Genomic DNA, 21,252 nt, shown 5'->3' with positions numbered 1-21,252 from the left:
GTGTACTTATATATAATAAATTTAGAGGTAAATAATGATTGTCAAAAATAATATTATATTACGACAGTTTGGAATATGTATTTACCAATCTATTTATGATGCAATGCATAAGTTTACTAAAATCCGTAACACAAATACACTTGATGAGCTTTGGTTAGTAGAACATTATCCTGTTTTTACACAAGGTCAAAATGGAAAAAAAGAACATCTAATTAATCCAGGAGATATTCCTGTAATACAATCTGATCGAGGTGGACAAATAACATATCATGGTCCAGGTCAGCAATTAATGTATATTTTATTAGATTTAAAACGTAATAAAATTAATGTAAGAGAACTAATTAATATACTAGAAAATACTGTAATTAATACTTTATTTGAATTTGGCATAATATCTTATTCACAGAATAAGATCCCAGGTGTTTATGTTAAACAAAAAAAAATATGTTCATTAGGATTACGCATTCATAAAGGTTGCTCATTACACGGATTAGCATTAAATATTAATATGGATCTTTCACCATTTCAGCGTATTAATCCTTGTGGTTTGCCAGGTATGCAAATGACTCAATTAAATGATTTCATTCATGGCATCCAAAAAAAAGATGTTGCATATTTATTAATAAAACATTTTTGTAATCTATTAAATTTAAAAATAAAAAAATAATTTTTAAAAATAAAATATATAATATCTCTTAAATCTAATGAAATGGTATAATTATGAATAAATTAATTCAAATATCTAATAATATTAAATATAATGATACTAATAAAATAAAACGAATTCCTATAAAAACAATAATTAATGATAATACTAAAGTTTTATCAAAACCTGATTGGATAAAAATAAAACTTCCTACTAATTTTCAGCAAATAAAAAAAATAAAAACAGCAATACATAAGAATGGACTACATACAGTCTGTGAAGAAGCATCTTGTCCTAATATCACAGAATGTTTTAATCGTGGTACTGCTACATTCATGATTTTAGGTGCTATCTGTACTCGTCATTGTCCATTCTGTGATATTGCTCACGGAAGACCTAATCCGCCAGATAAAAATGAACCAGAAAAATTAGCAAAAACTATCAAAGATATGGGATTAAATTACGTTGTCATTACCTCAGTTGATCGTGATGATCTACGTGATGGAGGAGCTCAACATTTTGTTAATAGTATTGTTGCTATTAGGGAAAAAAATCCAAATATAAAAATAGAAATATTAGTGCCTGATTTTCGTGGACGTATGGATTTGGCATTAAAAATTTTATCAACTACACCTCCTAATATTTTTAATCATAATATTGAAAATGTTTCTCGTATGTATAATAAAGTACGTCCTGGGGCTAATTATAATTGGTCATTACAACTATTAGCAAAATTCAAAAATATTAATCCTCAAATACCAACAAAATCAGGATTAATGGTTGGATTGGGAGAAACTAATGAAGAAATAATAGAAGTAATGCGTCATTTACGTCAACATAATGTTAGTATGATAACAATAGGACAATATCTTCAGCCTAGCATACATCATTTACCAGTACAACGTTATGTAAGTCCTCAAGAATTTGACAAAATAAAAGAAATAGCAATATCAATGGGTTTTACACACGTAGCTTGTGGTCCTTTAGTTCGTTCATCTTATCATGCAGATTTACAATCTAGAGGAATAGAAATTAAATAATATTTTTTTATTTTTATAAGATTTAGAATACTAATTCTATTAAATTGTATTACAGTTAACTAACTAATAATAGCAGTTAGAATGGCTTTATTATTTAATTGAAAATATTTTTTATATTAAAAAACAATAACTTAAATAAAAAATCGATGCTATCTAAATCTAAAATAAAAAAATTAATAAAAATTAACGTATAATTTTATCAATAAATTCTTTAGCTCTTTCTGATTTTGGTTTAATAAAAAAATCATCTTTATTGCTATCTTCAATAATTTTTCCTTCATTGATAAAAATCATACGATTAGCTACTTTTTTAGCAAATCCCATTTCATGAGTGACTACTATCATAGTCATTCCTTCATCAGCAAGCTGAATCATAAAATCAAGTACTTCACTAATCATTTCTGGATCTAATGCGGAAGTTGGTTCATCAAATAGCATCACAATAGGATTCATACATAATGCTCTAATAATAGCAACGCGTTGTTGTTGCCCACCAGATAATTGCACTGGAAATTTATAAGCATGTTTAATTAATCCAATTCTTTTTAACAATTTCAAGGCAGTAATATTTGCTGTTTTTTTATCTCTATTTAAAACTTTTATTTGTGCTAATGTTAAGTTTTCAATAATTGATAAATGAGGGAATAATTCAAAATGTTGAAATACCATACCTACTTTTGATCTTAAAGTAGCTAGATTTATTTTTTTATCATTAACATGTATATTATCAATATGTATTGATCCTTTTTGAATAGATTCTAACCCATTGATTGTTTTTATTAATGTTGATTTACCAGAACCTGATGGACCACAAATAACGACAACTTCTCCTTTTCTGACATCCATTGAACAATTATCTAGTACTTGAAATTTACCATACCATTTAGAAACATTTTTTAAAGAAATCATTAATAAATAACCTTTTAAAATATAAAATATTAATTTTATCAAAAATATTTAATAGTAAAAAATATTTATTTCATTTTTATTCAATATAAATAAAATAAGATAAAATCTTATCATTATTAAACATATTAATATTCAAAAAATTATATTATATTAATTAATACTAATTAGACTTAACAAAATATGCTAATACTATAAAAGATATAATTAATACCTATATAATATAGATTATTCTAATATGCGTAAGGAGTAATTCCAGATGTTTTTGTAACTTCAGTATTTAGTATCGAACGAGTAAATTAAGAAAATTTTGACTTAATTTATCCATTTGCTGTAACCACTGCTGTAATACTATTTTTTTCTTTAGCAGAAAGCAAAATAGCCTACCAAGCTCAAAAGTGAACTCATATCCTAGCCATATTTAAAGTTAGTTGCCATGATCTGATAGAATATCCAAACCGTGCATCATTTGAAATAGTTAATAAAAATCAGTATTTGCTTTAAAAGCATCTCTCACTTAAATACCGAAAAGAATTTCATAAAATACGGTAGCAGTTATATTAACTATTTCTAATAGTTAACTGTTTTACTTATAATCACCATTACTAAAGTTTGCATTAATAAATTAAATAATGTATTAATAGGTATAAGTATAGTATCTAGTGATAAAAATTTACTAAAAGGCACCAAATGGTGCTTTTGATAACGGTTATTATCTGAATAGTAATAAGGTGTATATTATCTCCTAATACAATAATACCGTTAAAAAATTTAATGACCCTTTTTTAATTTAATTATGTATCAATAATACATGAAATAATTATTTTTAAATCGTAATAATTTATCTAATTTAGTTAACCAATTATTATTATCTAATTTAATTGATATAATTGCCAATTCAAGATAAATAATAAGATTTACCTTACTAAAATAAGGAATAGACAAATTAAAATAAGTTGTAATTATTTGTTCTAAAAATTCTGAGTACTATTTTAAACTTTATGGAGTATCTACTTAAACTAAGAGATTAATTGTACTTTTTTCTTTAATAATAGTAAACCATTGATAATTTTTTATTATAATTAGCAATTATAATAAATTTATTAACGTAATTAAAGAAATAATTCAATGCTTCACATAAGCAAAAACCAAATAACTACTAATTTACTACTAATAATAATGTTATTATATTAACACCATATTAGCGCAATATCTCTGAGTTGGACATCAAGTTTGATTACAATAAAATCTCATCCAAGGATCTTATAATTATAAATTTAACGCATAACTATTATCATATTGATGGAGTTACAAAAATAAAATACTTAATGTTTAATTTCAAGAATAATCGATTTAATAAATAAGCAAATAGACCTGGATAAAAGAATAAATAAACCATCAACAAAACTATTAAAAATATTAACAATTAATGACATATTATTAAAATTAGTAATACCCACATAAATCTAATTAATATAACTACTAAATAAACCTATCTCCTAATAAAAATCTAACAAAAATACTTTTCACTTGAATAATTAAAAATAAGCAATTGCAGAATGCAAAATAAATAAAGAAAAAATAGCTATTATTCACATATTAAAAGATAAAAAAGATAATATCTTAAAAGTTTCAAAAATTAATACAATGCAAATTTGCAACTATTCATGTTTATGAAATTTAATTACTTTCATTATTATATTCTTCTAAAATATTAGGTATTGGTGCTTTATTAGAGACTGTTACTTGAACTTGAATAATTTTACGACTATCAGCAATAGTAATTTTAAAAATATATCCATTAATGGCAATAACTTCTCCTCTAACAGGCAAATGTCCGAATGCCTGCATCACTAAACCACCAATAGTATCTACTTCTTCATCTTTAAAAGAAGTACTGAATACTTTATTAAAAGTATTGATATGAGTTAATCCATGTATAGAAAACGTATGTTTACTTAGCTGTTGAATATAATTATCTTCCTCATCATCATATTCATCCTCAATTTCACCAACTATTAACTCTAAAATATCTTCTATAGTAACTAATCCTGAAACATTACCAAATTCATCAATAACAATTGCCATATGGTAGCGTTGTGAACGGAATTCTTTTAATAATAAATCAACACGTTTACTTTCAGGTACAACAACGACAGGACGCAAAATTTTTTCAATATTAAAAGGCTCAGCATCAGTACACATAAATGGTAATAAATCTTTAGCCATTAATAAACCTTCAATACTATCTTTGTCTTCATTAATTACTGGAAATCGTGAATGTGCTGATCCTATAATAACATTAAGACATTCATCTAATGATTGATTTTTTTTTAAAGTTACTATCTGAGAACGTGGGATCATGATATCACGAACACGTTCGTCAGAAATATTTATTACTCCTTCTAACATTTCTTTAGTATCAGGATCAATAACATCTTTTTGCTCAAAATCACGAATTAATTCAACTAAATCATGCCTATTTTTAGGTTCACTGTGAAATAATTCATTAAATCTCTGAAAAAAACTCTTTTTCGATGGATAATTATCATTATTTATAGGATAGTCGTCGCTCATGAAGTATTATTAATTTGATCTCGGTAATTGAGAGCATTATAACATTTTTTAATATAAAAATAGTATTATGATTATATTTTTAATAATTATAAGGATCTGGATAACCTAATTTTTTTATAATTATAGTTTCCATTGTTTCCATTACCTCTGCTTCTAAATCATTCTGATGATTATAACCAAGTAAATGAAGGCAACCATGTATTACCATATGTGCCCAATAAGCATTTATATTTTTTTGTTGTTCTATAGCTTCTTGTTCAACTATTTGACGACAAATTACTAAATCACCTAGTAATGGTATTTTATTATTATATAATGATTCAAATCGAAAAGATAATATATTTGTCGGTTTATTTTTTCCTCTATATGCTAAATTTAAATATTGTATTTCTGGTATATCAACAATACGAATTGTAATTTCATTTTTAAATTGAAAGTTTATTAAACAAACTTCAAGCCAGTATTGGAATACCATTTTACTAGGTAATCCATTGCAATCCTTACAAGCTAATTGAAGATCAAGAACTACTGATTTCAAATTGAAATATTTCCTTTTAAAAAGGATTAATAATTACACATATATACTCATATTTATTACTAATATTAGTAATATAATATAATCTACATATCATATATTCTTTATAATAACTGATTTTTAAAAAATTAATTAATCTTAAGTCAAATAACTTTTAATTATAATATTATTTTAAAAGTAAAATTTTCATTAAAAATTTTTTATTGAAATGGTAATATTGCAAAATTAATATTAATAATCAGCTTATATATAAGTTTTTAATATATAATATACGTAATATTAAGTATCAATGCTAATTATTAATTAATTAATTGCATTTCATCCTCAGTTCTTAAAATTTTACCACGTAAAGAATTTGCATAAACATTAATAATTTCTATATCAACAAATTTACCAATCATATTATGTGTACCTTCAAAAACTACTAATCTATTATTTTCAGTTCGTCCTGCAAGCTCCATAATATTTTTATGTGAAATACCTTCAACTAAAATACGTTGAATACTCCCCAACATTGCTGCACTATGATTTATTGCTTGTTGATTAATACGTTTCTGAAGTATATAAAGACGTTGTTTTTTTTCATAATAACTAACATTGTCAGATAAATAAGCTGCTGGGGTACCAGGTCTAGGTGAATAAATAAAACTAAAACTCATATCAAAATTAATATCATAAATTAATTGCATAGTATGGTGAAAATCACTTTCTGTTTCACCAGGAAATCCGACAATAAAATCTGAACTAATAAGAATACCTGGACGTACTTTACGTAATTTACGAATAATATTTTTATATTCAAGAATGGTATACGATCTTTTCATCATATTTAAAATTCGATCGGAACCACTTTGAACAGGAAGATGTAAAAAATTAACCAATTCAGGTGTATCTGCATAAACATCAATAATATCATCAGTAAAATCAATTGGATGACTAGTTGTAAATCGAATACGATTAATACCATCAATAGCGGCTACTAAACGTAACAACTCGGCAAATGAACAATTTGCACCATCAAAAGTTTTACCACAATATGCATTAACATTTTGACCTAATAAATTAACTTCACGTACCCCTTGTTCAGCTAATTGAACAATTTCAAATAAAATTTCATCACATGGTCTACTTATCTCTTCACCTCTAGTATAAGGAACAATACAAAATGAACAATATTTATTACAACCTTCCATAATAGAAATATAAGCAGAAGGACCTTTTGCTACTGGATCTGGTAAATAATCAAATTTTTCAATTTCAGGAAAAGTAATATCAATTATTGGATTACCATTACTTTTAAATTTATTAATCATTTCTGGTAAACGATGTAAAGTTTGAGGCCCAAAAATAATATCAACACTTGGTGCTCGTTTAAAAATAGAATTACCTTCCTGTGATGCTACACAACCACCAACAGCAATAATAATATTATGATTAATATCTTTTAATTTTTTCCAACGACCTAATTGATGAAATAATTTTTCTTGTGCTTTTTCACGAATTGAACAAGTATTTAATAATAAAATATCTGCTTCTTCTACAATTTCTGTTATTTGATATCCATGGGTACTATTGAGTAAATCAATTATTTTAGAAGAATCATAAGTATTCATCTGACAACCCCAAGTTTTAATATATAACTTTTTCTTTATTAACATTTTATGTATCAACCATTTTAATAGTAAAATTAATTTTATTATCAGTAAATATTACTACATATTTATATAATATATATTTGAAAGATTCATAATTAATATGATATCATTAATTAATAATTAAAAAATTAAGCTATTTTTTAAAACAGGTATTATATAGCTAAATTAATATAAAAATAAATCATGAATGTGGTAGATAAAAATTATGATATCATAGTTGTTGGTGCTGGTATGATAGGTGCTGCAATGGCAATTGGTTTAGCAAAAGAAGGATGGAAGATTCTTTTACTAGAACATAGTAACTTATTAGAAAAATCATTTAATCCATTAAGTCCACCGTATTTGCGTGTTTCAGCATTAAACTATGCTACTGTTAGTTTACTTAAGCAACTTGGGGTATGGGATGACGTTATAAATATGCGTGTTGCTCCTTATAGGAGACTAGATACTTGGGAAAAAGACAATACTCATGTAATATTCGAAGCAAAAAATCTTTTTATACCTGAATTAGGTTATATTGTTGAAAATCATATTTTAAAATTAGCATTATGGCAACAATTTAATAAATATTATAATATTACTTTATTATGCCCATATTCATTGATATCTATTAAACGTAAAAACAAACAATGGATATTATCATTAAAAAATGAGAATCAACATCTACAAGTTTTTACAAAATTAATTATTGCTGCTGATGGTGCCAATTCTCAAATTAGATCTCTAGTTGGAATTGGTACTAATGGATGGCAATATAATCAATTATGTCTACTTATTACAATTCATATGGAACAAAAACAAAAAGATATTATTTGGCAACAATTTTTTCCTTCTGGACCGCGTGCATTTTTACCTTTATTTGATCATTGGGCTTGTTTGGTTTGGTATGACAAACCTACTAAGGTTAGAAACCTACAAAGTATGTCTTTAAAACAAATTAAAAAAGAAATTATTCTAGCTTTTCCTAAACGTTTAGGTATATTTGAAGTTATTTCTAAAGGTAGTTTTTCATTTAATCGTCATCATGCTAGTAATTATGTGAAAACAGGGTTAGCATTAATTGGTGATGCTGCACATAGTATTAATCCACTGGCTGGACAAGGAGTAAATTTAGGTTATCGTGATATTAATAGTTTATTAAATGTATTAATTAATGCAAAAGAACATTTAATTCCTATCTACGAAAAAAAAACTTTACTTATCTATCAAACAGACAGAATACATGATAATAAATTAATGCAAATGAGTATAGATGCCATCTATACAATATTTAGTTCTCATTTAACATGTATAATAATTATTAGAACTGTGATCTTAAAATTAGTACAAAAAAACAAAAAGCTAAAAAACTACATACTAAAATATGCTTTAGGTTTATAAAAAATTAAATTAATGTCAAATAATCTAAAATCAACATATTTATTCTTTTAAGTATATTAAACCGTATATATATAATATATAAATATGCACCATATTTTTAAAATTTAAAAAATTTTTTAAGTTTTTTTAACTTATACAAGTTTAATATCAAAATAAAATAAAAACTAGCATTAATATTTACCATATTACTGCTATATCACTTTAAACTATCCCTATTCATCTAAACAAAGCAGAATTCATACATAATATAAAATTATGGTTAGAACAAAATGGCTGGGGTACCTGGATTCGAACCAGGGAATACCAGGATCAAAACCTGGTGCCTTACCTCTTGGCGATACCCCAGAAGAGATGCATGCAATAACTATACAAGATGATGCGGGAGACGAGACTTGAACTCGTATGCCATTTGGCGTCAGAACCTAAATCTGGTGCGTATACCAATTTCGCCACCCCCGCAAATATCAACTGGCTACGACGGGGATCGAACCCGTGACTCCAGCATTATGAGTGCTGTGCTCTGACCAACTGAGCTACATAGCCATACTTATATAAGTTTTAATAAAAATTAAATAAAATAATTATGTGTCTATCAATTTGATTTGTCAAATTATTTTTAAATTCACTAAGTATATATTTTTATATAATTAAACTAAATTGTATTTACATATCGATAAAACATTATCGATAAGATAACAAAATAATTATTAATTAATATAAAAAATTATAATATATCAACTAAATTTTTTATCATATATTTAAAATATCTATTAATAAAATTGATATTATGCAATGACTATTTTACAATAAATTATGAATAAAACATAATAATAACTTCATTTTAATATCAGTAATATTTAATAAACTCAAAAATATATAAAGTTATTATTAACTAATAACATAAAATACTTAATAGACATCTGATTATTATTTTAAATAAGTTAAAAATATTTAATACGTAATTATTTTGTTCTAAAGTTATAAAAAAAGATATATAATATTTATTAAATAAAAATATTTTTCTAAAAATTATTTCTAAATTGATAATACATATTAGGAAAAATATTGCTTAATATAAAATAATTAATAAAATTTTAACGTTTTATATAACTAAAATATTTAAATAAAATTATTAAATTATTTATGTATTCAAAGGATCATGAGAATGAATCAATCAGATATAAAAATAACAAATTTCATTCGTCAGATTATTGAGAAAGATTTAACATCAGGTAAATATAGCAAAATTTATACTCGATTTCCACCTGAACCAAATGGTTATTTACACATTGGCCATGCTAAATCAATATGTTTAAATTTTGGTATTGCAAAAGACTATAATGGACAATGTAATTTAAGATTTGATGATACTAATCCAATAAAAGAAAATATTGAATATATCGATTCTATTAAAAAAGATATAAAATGGTTAGGATTTAAGTGGGATGGTAAAATAAAATATTCATCAGATTATTTTAATAAAATATATAAGTATGCTATTGAATTGATCAAAAAAGGATTAGCTTATGTTGACGAATTAAGTCCGGATACTATTCGTGAATATCGAGGAACTTTGGATAAAGCAGGTAAAAATAGTCCATATCGTGATCGAAGTATAAAACAAAACTTACAACTATTTCATAAAATGAAATCTGGTGGCTTTAAAGAAGGCAAGGCATGTTTACGTGCTAAAATTGATATGTCATCATCTTCTATAGTGATGAGAGATCCAATCTTATATCGTATAAGATATGTTGAACATCATAAAGTAGGTAAAAAATGGTGTATTTATCCAATGTATGATTTTACACATTGTATTTCTGATGCATTAGAAGGAATCACTCATTCACTTTGCACACTAGAATTTCAAGATAATCGTAGATTATATCATTGGATATTAAATAATATCACAATTAATAATCATCCTAAACAATATGAATTTTCACGTCTAAATCTTACTTATACAGTAATGTCAAAACGTAGACTTAATCAATTAATTACAGAAAATAAAGTTGCAAATTGGGATGATCCTAGAATGCCAACTATTTCAGGTTTACGTCGTAGAGGTTATACTGCTAATGCTATTCGTGAATTTTGTAAACGAATAGGAATTACTAAAAAAGATAATGTTATTGAAATGGAAGCATTAGAATCATGTATTCGTGATGATTTAAATAAAAATGCACCAAGAGTAATGGCTGTATTAGATCCAATAAAATTAATCATAGAAAATATGTCCAGTAATGAACAAATATTAACTATGTATAATCATCCTAATAAACTGGATATGAAAACTCGTAAAGTACCATTTAGTCGAGAATTATATATTGATAAAGCTGATTTTCTTGAAACGGCTAATGAGCAATACAACCGTTTAACATTAGGCAAAAAAGTCCGGTTACGCAATTCTTATGTTATAGAAGCTCATCGCATTGATAAAGATGCAAATGGAAATATAACTACTATTTATTGTACTTATGATTCAAATACTTTAAATAAAAACCCATCAAATGGAAGTAAAGTTAAAGGAGTTATTCATTGGGTAAGTGTATTACATTGTATACCGGCAGAAATTAGATTATATGATTACTTATTTAGGATTCCAAATCCTGCATTAGAAGTAAATTTTTTAAATACCATTAATCCAGATTCTTTATTAATTCGATATGGATTTGTAGAACCAAGTTTAATTTCTGCAAAACCTGGTTCAATTTACCAATTTGAAAGAGAAGGTTATTTTTGTGCCGATATACATGATCATACAAAAAAACATTTTGTATTTAATCGTACAGTAAAATTAAAAAATAGATGGATAAAAATAAAATAATATTTTTTTGTTAATTTGTATAAAAATAAATTAAGCCATAAAATTATAAAAATAGATATTTTATAATTTTATTAATTAATAATTATATTGATTATTTTTATTGCTCATTAAAATGAATTTTAAAATTAATATTATTACATTGTTCTTTTTGAAAGCAATAACCGTATAAATAAGAACTATGATTAGATAATTTAATACCATATCTTTCAGCTATATTTTGTTGTATCAATTCAATTGATTCATCAATAAATTCAATAATTCTACCACAATCCAAACAAATTAAGTGATCATGATGATATGGTTGTGTTAATTCAAAAACCGATTTACTACCTAAAAAATTATGACGAGTTACTATTCCTGCTTCATCAAATTGATTAAGAATACGATAGACGGTTGATAAACCAATTTCTTCTTTCATATCAATAAGTTTTTTATAAAGTTCCTCAGCACTACTATGGATATATTTAGGTTCTTGTAACAATTTTAAAATTTTTAAACGTGATATCGTTACCTTAAATCCTGCGTTTTTTAATACTTCATCATTGTCTAGCATACCATTTATACCTTTTAGTATAAATACTAAATTTTATAAAAATCAAAGTAATAATAGTAAAGTACTTTTTTATAAATAATTTTTTAAATAGCATATGTTTCTTATTGTTATAAATAATTTAACAAAATGATCATACGCAAAAATATCAACATATATATTAAAGTTATAAATTAATTTCTTTAGATATCTTTTTTATCCAACTTTCCACTCTATTAGTAGTTAATTCAGGTTGTCTATCTTCATCAATAGCAAGTCCAACAAAATGAGTATCATTAGCTAGTCCTTTTGATGCTTGAAAGTAATAACCTTCTACTGGCCATTGACCAATAATAATAGCACCATTAGGTTCAATAATATTTTTCAATATACCCATAGCATCACAAAAATATTCCGTATAATCTTCTTGATCACCGCAACCAAAAATAGCTACCAATTTATTATTAAAATCAATTTCTTCTAGAATAGGGAAAAAATCATCCCAATCACATTGAGGTTCACCATAGTACCAGGTGGGTATACCAAATAACAAAATATTAAAGGCTTCAATATCTTCCTTACTACTTTTAGCAATATCATACATTTCAGAATCATCAAGCATTTCTTGGATCATTTTAGCAATATTCTCTGTATTACCAGTATCACTACCAAAAAAAATACCTATTTTTGACATAAATTAAAAACCTCTTAAATTTAATTTTTTATTTATTGATAATAAATAAAAAAGATAAAATACTTAGAAGTGACATATTTAACATGTCTGTATGAATTTATTAAATTAAACAAAAATTACTTTTAATGAAATATATTTTATTATCTAGTAAATTGACAAATGATAACAAAAATATCTAATTTATATTTTAAATTATACACTTTCAAATAATTTTATCTGCATAGGTTAAAAGTAATTAATTTTATATAAAAAACATCTATATTGCAATTTCTAAAAAAATATAAATATTATACATAATAAAAAATATTGTTTTTAAAATCAATAAATGAATTTCATTTTTAGTAAAAAATTTTATTAAATTAATTGTATTTTAAAAAGTATACATTACATTATATAATGTATGTTATTTTTATTTTAAAAACTTTTTTTTAAATATGGATATTTAAAAATTTATAAATAGCCCGAATAACTGCTTCTGAATTTTCAATATGTACCCAATGTCCACATCCCAAAACAATATGTATTGTCGCTTCAGGAAACTGATTGATAATATTTTCATAATAGGATTCAGCAATATAATTAGAAAAACTACCACTAATAAAAAGTGCTGGGAGACGACATGGAGAAATTACTTTCCAATTCATTAATTGATGATAATTTTTCTTTAAAACAGGCAAATTAAATTTCCATTTACCTTTATTAAAAGATTTTAGTAAAAATTGAATTTTGTTTTCTTTAATAATTAAATTACGCATAATAATAGCTGCTTCTTTTCTTGAAGTGACACCAGATTGTACTACTTGTTCTAAAGCAAAAAATATATGTTTATGAACATTAATATGATAACTAACAGGAGCAATATCAATAATTATAATTTTTTCTATAAAATTAGGCATTAATGAAGCCATAGTCATGGCTACTTTTCCACCCATGGAATGTCCAATTAAAATAACATTTTTTTGATTTAAATAACTTAATAATTCTATAACATCTATTGCTATTTCTGAATAACACATAGTTTCTGTTTGGGGAGATTGACCATGATTACGAATATCTACTGCAATAACTTTAAAATAATTTTGTAAATATCTTCCTAATAGACCTAAATTTTGATGATCACCAAATAAACCATGAAGTAATACAATACTAGTAGAAGAAATAGGATTTTTAGGCTGCAAAATATTATAATATAATAGGTGATTATTTAATAAATTAGTCATACCATATTTTATATATATAAATGAATATCATAATTTAGTATTATTATAAGATTATATGAAAAATAATAATTTTTAATTTAATAAATATTAAAATATTATCTACTTTTTTTAAATTTATTAGAAATTATATTTCTATATATACATAATTTAAAATAAATATTCAAAAATAATGAGAATATTTCTACTAATAAATTTTTATGTATTAACTAATTTCCATAATAATTTATATATATCAAAATAGTATTATTAAAACTGATTTATTTATTTAAATAAAACGTTATTAATTAATAAGTTAAAATTATAACAAATTACCTTTATATTATAAATATAATATATTAAAATAATCAGATAAAATATAAATGATTATATGATATGATTAATAATATTTGATATGTGTATTATTGAATACAATAAATCCAATAGTATTATTTTTATATTTCTTCGGAGTAAAATAAGTGGCACTACATAAACGTGCTGGAAAATTTGCAAAAAAAAGTGATTTAATTGATGTTAAACAATTAATTAAACAATATTATTTACTAAAACCTCAAATAAAAAATCCAGATCAAAATGTTAAATTTGGTACATCTGGTCATAGAGGTAGTTCATATCGTTATAATTTTAATGAACAACATATTTTAGCTATTACGCAAGCCATTGTAGAAGTACGTCAATATTATGGCATTACTGGGCCATGTTTTATAGGAAAAGATACTCATGCTTTATCATCAGCTGCTTTTATGACAGTAGTTGAAATATTAATAGGTAATAAAATAAATGTAATCGTACAAAAAAATAATGGTTTTACACCGACACCATCTATTTCTTATGCTATATTAAATTACAATAAAACCCATGAACAAAAAGCTGATGGCATTATTATAACTCCATCACATAACCCTCCTGAGTATGGAGGTATAAAATATAATTCATTTTATGGAGGTCCAGCTAATACATTGCTAACAAGTAAAATTGAATTTATAGCTAACAAATTTATAGCTAATAAATTATCAACAGTCAAACGTACAAATTATCAAATTGCTATTAAAGACTCTCATTATATAGAAAAAGATTTTGTTGAATCTTATGTAATTTCTTTAAATTCTGTTATCAACATGACTGCAATAAAAAAATCTAAATTAAAAATAGCTGTCGATATATTAGGTGGTGCTGGAATAAATTATTGGAAACGTATTATTGAATATTATAAAATAAATTTAAAAATAATTAATGAACAAATAGATCCCACATTTAGTTTTATGACTTTAGATTATGATGGCACAATAAGAATGGACTGTTCATCACATTGGGTAATGAAAAAATTATTAAATTTAAGAAAACAATTTGACTTAGCATTTGCTAATGATCCTGACCATGATCGACATGGTATTATAACACCATTAGGACTTATGAACTCAAATCATTATTTAGCTGTTGCTATTGATTATTTATTTCGCCATCGCCCAAAATGGAAAAAAGATCTTGCTGTAGGAAAAACGTTAGTGTCCAGTATAATTATTGATCGTGTAGTGGCTGATTTAGGTCTTGAACTAATTGAAGTGCCAGTTGGTTTTAAATGGTTTGTTGATAATTTATATAAAGGTAAGTATGGTTTCGTTGGTGAAGAAAGTGCTGGTGCAACTTTCCTAAAATTTAACGGAACTCCATGGACAACTGATAAAGATGGTATTATTTTATGTTTATTGGCAGCTGAAATAATGGCAGTAACTGGTAAAAATCCACAGCAATATTATCAAGATATTACTCATAGAATCGGCAAATCTTGGTATAAGAAAATACAAATTAAAATTAACTATGAACAAAAAAAATATTTTACTAAATTAATCACTGATATAGCATCAATTAAAGTGTTAGCTGGCGATCCTATTACTTCTCATTTTACAAAAAAAATAGATGGAGAAATAGATAGCTTAAAAGTAATAACAGATCATGGGTGGTTCACAATACGTTCTTCAGGAACTGAAGAACTTTATAAGATTTATTGTGAAAGTTTTAAAAGTAATAAGCATTTAAAATTAATTGAATTTGAAGTTATCCAAATTATCAAGAAATCTATTATTATAGTATAACGAATATGTCTTTATATTTATTTGCATACTAATGCAGTACTAATGCATAACATATATTCAATTTACTTATTTATGTACTTCTATTAGTTTAGAGCTATTTATTTTAAAGAATATTATAGCTAACATAAATTTATAAAAAGTAAATAACAAAAAAAGAAAATAACAAATACAAAATCAATTACATATTTCATATGTATAAATCAATTACATATTTCATATGTATATATTAAATATGTAATTGATTAAATTTATTGCAATTATGATATAGTACAAAACTAAATTAGTTTTACTGTTTTTTTTAATTATAAAATAATCCTTAACATTTACGCTATTTACAAAGTTTGTTTCTAAAACTTACTTATACAATAAAAATAAATGTACTTTTTATAATTAAAATAAACATGGCAGACCAAATAGTTGCGGATAATAAAAAAATACTATATACTTTAGTTCGATTCATTAATATCATTCCTGCAACTAAAGGTATTACATATCTTAATATAGCAATAAATCGTGATGAAAATAAACATAAAAAACCCTGATTTTTTAATTTATTATAAGCATTATTAATGGTTATTTGATATCGATTTAAAAAACTATGAAAAATTTTCTTATTAGTTATTTGACAACCCAAACAATAAGAAATTATTGATCCTATTGTAGCTCCTAAAGTAATAGCTAACCATACCAAAATAATATTTAGTTTAGACAAACTGAAGCTAATACCTGTTATTAACATTATTGATGCAGGTGGAAAAAAAGAAGACAAAATAATTGTAGATTTACTCATTGCTATACTAAACAATATAACAAATAACCATATTGGATGCAGATTTATCTTTGATAATAATAAATTAAAGTACATCATAGATTTTTTTATCTTCATCAAAACTATTTAATAAATAAAGTTTATTTTTAAATTTATTTATTTTACGATAAATATCATTAAGATATTATTAATATTAATGATATATATTATTTTATAATAATAAAGTTTATTAAAAAAACCATTTTTACACTTATTAAATTTATAAAATAATATTTAAATTCATAAAAACTAGACCTGCCTAAAAAAATAGCATACAATTGCTAATACTAAAATAAGGCCCTTTAGCTCAGAGGTTAGAGCAGGCGACTCATAATCGCTTGGTCGTTGGTTCAAATCCAACAAGGGCCATCATCTTCTTATAAAAAGAGAAAATTATTAATATTTTCTAACAAAATATATAAATTATTAGTTAATATTTTTAATTATATTAAAAAGTTAGTTTATGCCTACTACACATCACAGAATACTTATTTTATTAATTTTACTAATTTTTTTTAAAATCATATTTATTAATGAAAGTTATTTTGCATAAGTATTTTTTATTCATCTAAAAAACTACGTAATAATTCTGAACGACTTGGATGTCTTAACTTACGTAAAGCTTTTGCTTCAATCTGTCTTATTCTTTCACGAGTAACATCAAATTGCTTACCAACTTCCTCTAAAGTATGATCAGTATTCATATCAATACCAAATCGCATACGTAAAACTTTAGCTTCACGAGTAGTTAAACCAGCTAATACCTCATGAGTAGCTGAACGTAAACTTTCAGAAGTAGCAGAATCTAATGGCAACTCTAAAGTAGTATCTTCAATAAAATCACCTAGATGTGAATCTTCATCATCACCAATAGGTGTTTCCATAGAAATAGGTTCTTTAGCAATTTTTAATACTTTACGTATTTTATCTTCTGGTATTAACATACGTTGTGCTAATTCTTCTGGTGAAGGTTCACGACCTATTTCCTGTAATATTTGTCTAGAAATACGGTTTAATTTGTTAATCGTCTCAATCATATGAACTGGGATACGGATAGTTCGTGCTTGATCAGCAATAGATCTAGTAATAGCCTGTCTAATCCACCAAGTTGCATATGTTGAAAATTTATATCCACGACGATATTCAAATTTATCAACTGCCTTCATAAGTCCAATATTACCTTCTTGAATTAAATCTAAAAATTGTAGACCTCTATTAGTATATTTTTTAGCAATAGAAATTACTAAACGTAGATTAGCTTCAACCATCTCTTTTTTAGCTCTACGTGCTTTTGCTTCACCAATAGACATACGACGATTAATATCTTTTACTTGTTCAATAGTTAAACCAGTCTCTTCTTCAATTTGTTTTAATTTTTGTAAAGATCGTTGTATATCTTCCTCAAAATTAACTATTTTTTTAGCCCAAAGTTTATTCATACCTTTTGCAGTAACTAACCAATGTAAATTAGTTTCTTTGCCAGAAAATAAAGAAATAAAGGTTTTTTTAGGTATTTTACATTCTTTAATGCATAAGTTCATGATGAATCGCTCTTGAGTGCGAACTCGTTCCATCATATCACGCATATTATTTACTAAATAATCAAATTGTTTTGGTACTAAACGAAATTGCTTAAAAATTTCAGATAATTTTTCAATTGCTATAATTGAATTAATATTATTTCGTCCACCTTTTTGAATTTCGAATAAAGTTAATTCATATTGTTTACGAAGATCTGAAAATTTTTGCAAAGCTAATTCTGGATCAATATTATTTTCATCATTATCATCATCATTTATAGCTTGTTCAGGTAGCATAGAACCTATATGTGCTACTGTGGGTAATAAATCTTCTTCAGTATCAAGATCAATGAAACCTATAATGATATCAGATAATCTAATTTCACCATTTTCAATACGCTCATATTGTTCTAGTAAATAAGCAATAGCTTCAGGATATTCGGCAACAGCACATTGAACTTGATTAATACCATCTTCTATACGTTTAGCAATATCAATTTCACCTTCACGAGTTAATAATTCCACAGTACCCATTTCACGCATGTACATTCGTACAGGATCTGTTGTTTGACCTATTTCACTATCAACAGTAGATAATACTTGGGTAGCAGCTTCAACAGCATCGTCATCAGTAGTAGTTTCTGTTAAAATAAGATCATCAGAATCAGGAGTTTCTTCCATTACTTGAATGCCCATATCATTGATCATTTGAATAATATTTTCTATTTGATCTGAATCAACAATATCTTCCGGAAGATTATCATTGACCTCAGCATAGGTTAAATAACCTTGCTCTTTACCTTTAGTCACTAGTAACTTAAACTGTGACCGCGAGTTTTGTTCCATAATGCGATATTTTCCACACTTCATAATTTAGTTTTGTATCAGTTAGCAAAACAAGTTACCAACAATAAGATTAAATGGATATAATTACTATATCTAGTATGTTCTTTATATCAATAATAATTTATAAATTTTATTTTATTAAATTAATATTTAAAAAATTATTTTTAAATAACTATTGTATTTTTGAAGCAGTAATTAAATAAACTTCTTTACGCTCTACACTAGTTAATCCCTCTGTTCTTTCTTTTGCCATTAAATATTCAAATCGTTCATTAAGAACTATGATAAATAAATGTTTTAATGAATCCTTAAATATTCTTTTAGCTATTTCCGGTATATCTATATCATTCCAAATTACTAATGCTTTTAATTGTTTAATATATATATTATTACGGTAATATTCTAATAATTGACCAGTAGTTATATTTTGTTGAGATTTACAAAGTTTTACCAACTCTAAAAATAACATGATTCCTGGTAGCTGTGAGTGCTTAATTCCATCAAGTGGAGGAACAAAATTCACAAAACTTGGATTTTGTAGCAATAATGCAATCAAAATTCTAATTGTTGTAGGTTTAATAAATTTTGGTTTTTTATAATTCGTTTTTTTATTATATCTTTTTTCTAAAATAGAAAAAAGATATGAAATATCTGGAATACCAATAAACTTTCCTAATTCCTTAATTAAAAATAATTGCAATGTAACACTAGGTACTTGCTTAATCAAAGGGATAGCAAGACTATTAAATTTTGCCTTACCTTCATAATTACCTAAATTAACTTCTTTAATTAATTTATCAAACAAAAACTTTGATAAAGAATATGATTTAATAATACGCTGTTCAAAATTTTTTTTACCCTCTTTCCGTATTAATGAATCAGGATCCTCCCCATCAGGCAAGAATATAAATTCTAATTGACGACCATCCTTTAAATAAGGAAGAGCTATTTTAAGTGTTCGCCATGCAGCTAATCGTCCAGCATTATCACCATCATAACAACAAATAACTCTATCTGTTGTTCTGAACAATAATTGGATATGATACACCGTAGTTACGGTACCTAATGATGCTACAGCATAATTAATACCAAATTGAGCTAAAGATATAACATCCATATAACCTTCAACAACTAATAGCTTAGTAAGTAATCTATTACTTTGTATTGCTTCGTAAAGTCCATATAATTCACGACCCTTATGAAAAATTTCAGTTTCTGGTGAATTTAGATATTTTGGCATAATATTATCTAAAGCACGACCACCAAAAGCTATGACACGTCCTAATTTATCTTTAATAGGAAACATAATACGGTTACGAAAATAATCGTAAGTTTTACCATTATTATTAATAATTAACATACCAATAGCATTAAGTTGTTTATGATTATCAGTATTATTATTAAAATAAGTAAGTAGATTACTCCATCCTTTTGGTGCAAAACCGATAGAGAACTGACGAATGATTTCATCATTTAAACCTCGTTTTATCAAATATTTTTTTGCATTATCTGAATTTAATTCACTTAATGATTTTTGATAAAATTGATTAATATCATTCATCAATTGATAGAAATTATTTCTTTGATACCATTTTATTTTATTAGAACTATTAACTATTTTATATGGAATATCTAAACCTTGTCTACTAGCTAGTTCTTCAATAGTTTCAATAAAATTTAATTTCTCATAATGAATTAAAAAATCAATTGCATTACCTTGAGCACCACAACCAAAACAGTAATAAAATTGTTTATCTTCATTAATAGTAAATGAGGGGGTTTTTTCATTATGAAAAGGACAATAAGCATAATAATTTTTTCCCTGTTTTTTTAGTGTTACTTTAGTACCGACAAGATCAACTATATTGGTTCTAGCTAATAAATCATTAATAAATATGTGTGGAATTCTCTCAGACATAAGCCTTTTCTTATAGTAAGAAAACAACAAACAATAGTTTTATTATAAATGATTTTGATGA

14 protein-coding genes, 4 tRNA genes and 1 pseudogene are annotated in these 21,252 nt (G+C 25.0%); 6 read left to right on the top strand and 13 right to left on the bottom strand.

The features are described from left to right. Nucleotides 1-34 precede the first annotated feature (34 nt). Complete coding sequence (gene lipB, locus AUT07_RS02360; protein ID WP_066283675.1) at nt 35-667, top strand: lipoyl(octanoyl) transferase LipB; 633 nt, start codon at nt 35-37, stop codon at nt 665-667. A gap of 53 nt (nt 668-720) precedes the next feature. Continuing rightward, entirely contained in the window at nt 721-1,686 is a 966-nt protein-coding gene (gene lipA, locus AUT07_RS02355) for a lipoyl synthase (RefSeq protein ID WP_066283674.1), read from the top strand. A gap of 183 nt (nt 1,687-1,869) precedes the next feature. On the opposite strand, the gene AUT07_RS02350 is transcribed toward lipA, so the two are convergent. The 4 genes and pseudogenes from AUT07_RS02350 to miaB form a co-directional block, all read right to left on the bottom strand. Continuing rightward, the gene (locus tag AUT07_RS02350; protein WP_066283673.1) at nt 1,870-2,595 is read right to left on the bottom strand and encodes an amino acid ABC transporter ATP-binding protein; all 726 of its coding nucleotides are present in this window, start codon (nt 2,593-2,595) and stop codon (nt 1,870-1,872) included. Between the two features lie 1,677 nt (nt 2,596-4,272). After that, nucleotides 4,273-5,169 carry a CNNM family magnesium/cobalt transport protein CorC gene (gene corC, locus AUT07_RS02345; RefSeq protein ID WP_066283671.1) on the bottom strand — a complete coding sequence of 299 codons (897 nt, stop codon included), beginning with the start codon at nt 5,167-5,169 and terminating at the stop codon, nt 4,273-4,275. Nucleotides 5,170-5,248: 79 nt separating this feature from the next. Next, nucleotides 5,249-5,707, bottom strand: coding sequence for an rRNA maturation RNase YbeY (gene ybeY / locus AUT07_RS02340; RefSeq protein ID WP_066283669.1), 459 nt, complete (start codon nt 5,705-5,707; stop codon nt 5,249-5,251). A 305-nt stretch (nt 5,708-6,012) separates the two neighbouring features. Continuing rightward, a pseudogene (gene miaB, locus AUT07_RS02335) lies at nt 6,013-7,362 on the bottom strand (tRNA (N6-isopentenyl adenosine(37)-C2)-methylthiotransferase MiaB); the annotation flags it as partial. A 180-nt stretch (nt 7,363-7,542) separates the two neighbouring features. On the opposite strand from miaB, the gene AUT07_RS02330 reads away from it, so the two are divergent. Further along, a complete protein-coding gene (locus tag AUT07_RS02330; protein ID WP_066283667.1) occupies nt 7,543-8,739 on the top strand; it encodes an FAD-dependent monooxygenase in 1,197 nt (398 codons plus the stop codon). A gap of 270 nt (nt 8,740-9,009) precedes the next feature. Here the strand turns inward: AUT07_RS02330 and AUT07_RS02325 are convergent. From AUT07_RS02325 to AUT07_RS02315, 3 genes are all read right to left on the bottom strand, one after another. After that, nucleotides 9,010-9,084 (bottom strand) — tRNA-Gln (locus AUT07_RS02325). Between the two features lie 32 nt (nt 9,085-9,116). After that, nucleotides 9,117-9,198: transfer RNA gene (locus AUT07_RS02320), tRNA-Leu, on the bottom strand. Nucleotides 9,199-9,208: 10 nt separating this feature from the next. After that, nucleotides 9,209-9,282: transfer RNA gene (locus tag AUT07_RS02315), tRNA-Met, on the bottom strand. Nucleotides 9,283-9,904: 622 nt separating this feature from the next. Between AUT07_RS02315 and glnS the strand changes: the two genes are divergently transcribed. Continuing rightward, entirely contained in the window at nt 9,905-11,566 is a 1,662-nt protein-coding gene (glnS, locus tag AUT07_RS02310; protein ID WP_083495548.1) for a glutamine--tRNA ligase, read from the top strand. A 97-nt stretch (nt 11,567-11,663) separates the two neighbouring features. Here the strand turns inward: glnS and fur are convergent, their stop codons facing one another. The 3 genes from fur to AUT07_RS02295 all read right to left on the bottom strand — a co-directional run bounded on the left by fur (nt 11,664) and on the right by AUT07_RS02295 (nt 14,009). Beyond that, a complete protein-coding gene (gene fur, locus AUT07_RS02305) occupies nt 11,664-12,119 on the bottom strand; it encodes a ferric iron uptake transcriptional regulator (RefSeq protein WP_066283662.1) in 456 nt (151 codons plus the stop codon). Between the two features lie 163 nt (nt 12,120-12,282). Then, nucleotides 12,283-12,789: a flavodoxin FldA gene (gene fldA / locus AUT07_RS02300; RefSeq protein WP_066283660.1), complete on the bottom strand. Its 507-nt coding sequence runs from the start codon at nt 12,787-12,789 to the stop codon at nt 12,283-12,285. 428 nt (nt 12,790-13,217) lie between these two features. Further along, nucleotides 13,218-14,009 carry an alpha/beta fold hydrolase gene (locus tag AUT07_RS02295; protein ID WP_066283655.1) on the bottom strand — a complete coding sequence of 264 codons (792 nt, stop codon included), beginning with the start codon at nt 14,007-14,009 and terminating at the stop codon, nt 13,218-13,220. 455 nt (nt 14,010-14,464) lie between these two features. Here AUT07_RS02295 and pgm point away from each other — a divergent pair, with 455 nt between their 5' ends. Further along, entirely contained in the window at nt 14,465-16,099 is a 1,635-nt protein-coding gene (gene pgm, locus AUT07_RS02290) for a phosphoglucomutase (alpha-D-glucose-1,6-bisphosphate-dependent) (protein WP_066283654.1), read from the top strand. Nucleotides 16,100-16,457: 358 nt separating this feature from the next. On the opposite strand, the gene AUT07_RS02285 is transcribed toward pgm, so the two are convergent. Further along, complete coding sequence (locus tag AUT07_RS02285) at nt 16,458-16,985, bottom strand: DedA family protein (RefSeq protein ID WP_236860968.1); 528 nt, start codon at nt 16,983-16,985, stop codon at nt 16,458-16,460. 218 nt (nt 16,986-17,203) lie between these two features. Between AUT07_RS02285 and AUT07_RS02280 the strand changes: the two genes are divergently transcribed. Further along, a tRNA-Ile gene (locus AUT07_RS02280) sits at nt 17,204-17,276 on the top strand. A gap of 191 nt (nt 17,277-17,467) precedes the next feature. On the opposite strand, the gene rpoD is transcribed toward AUT07_RS02280, so the two are convergent. Next, nucleotides 17,468-19,273 carry an RNA polymerase sigma factor RpoD gene (gene rpoD / locus AUT07_RS02275; RefSeq protein WP_066283648.1) on the bottom strand — a complete coding sequence of 602 codons (1,806 nt, stop codon included), beginning with the start codon at nt 19,271-19,273 and terminating at the stop codon, nt 17,468-17,470. Between the two features lie 172 nt (nt 19,274-19,445). After that, a complete protein-coding gene (gene dnaG / locus AUT07_RS02270; RefSeq protein WP_066283646.1) occupies nt 19,446-21,191 on the bottom strand; it encodes a DNA primase in 1,746 nt (581 codons plus the stop codon). Nucleotides 21,192-21,252 lie beyond the last annotated feature (61 nt).

The organism is Candidatus Arsenophonus lipoptenae, from assembly GCF_001534665.1.
In the GTDB taxonomy this organism is placed as follows: domain Bacteria; phylum Pseudomonadota; class Gammaproteobacteria; order Enterobacterales; family Enterobacteriaceae; genus Arsenophonus; species Arsenophonus lipoptenae.
Note: the sequence above shows the minus strand (reverse complement) of the source record. Positions and strands in the feature narration are given on the sequence as shown.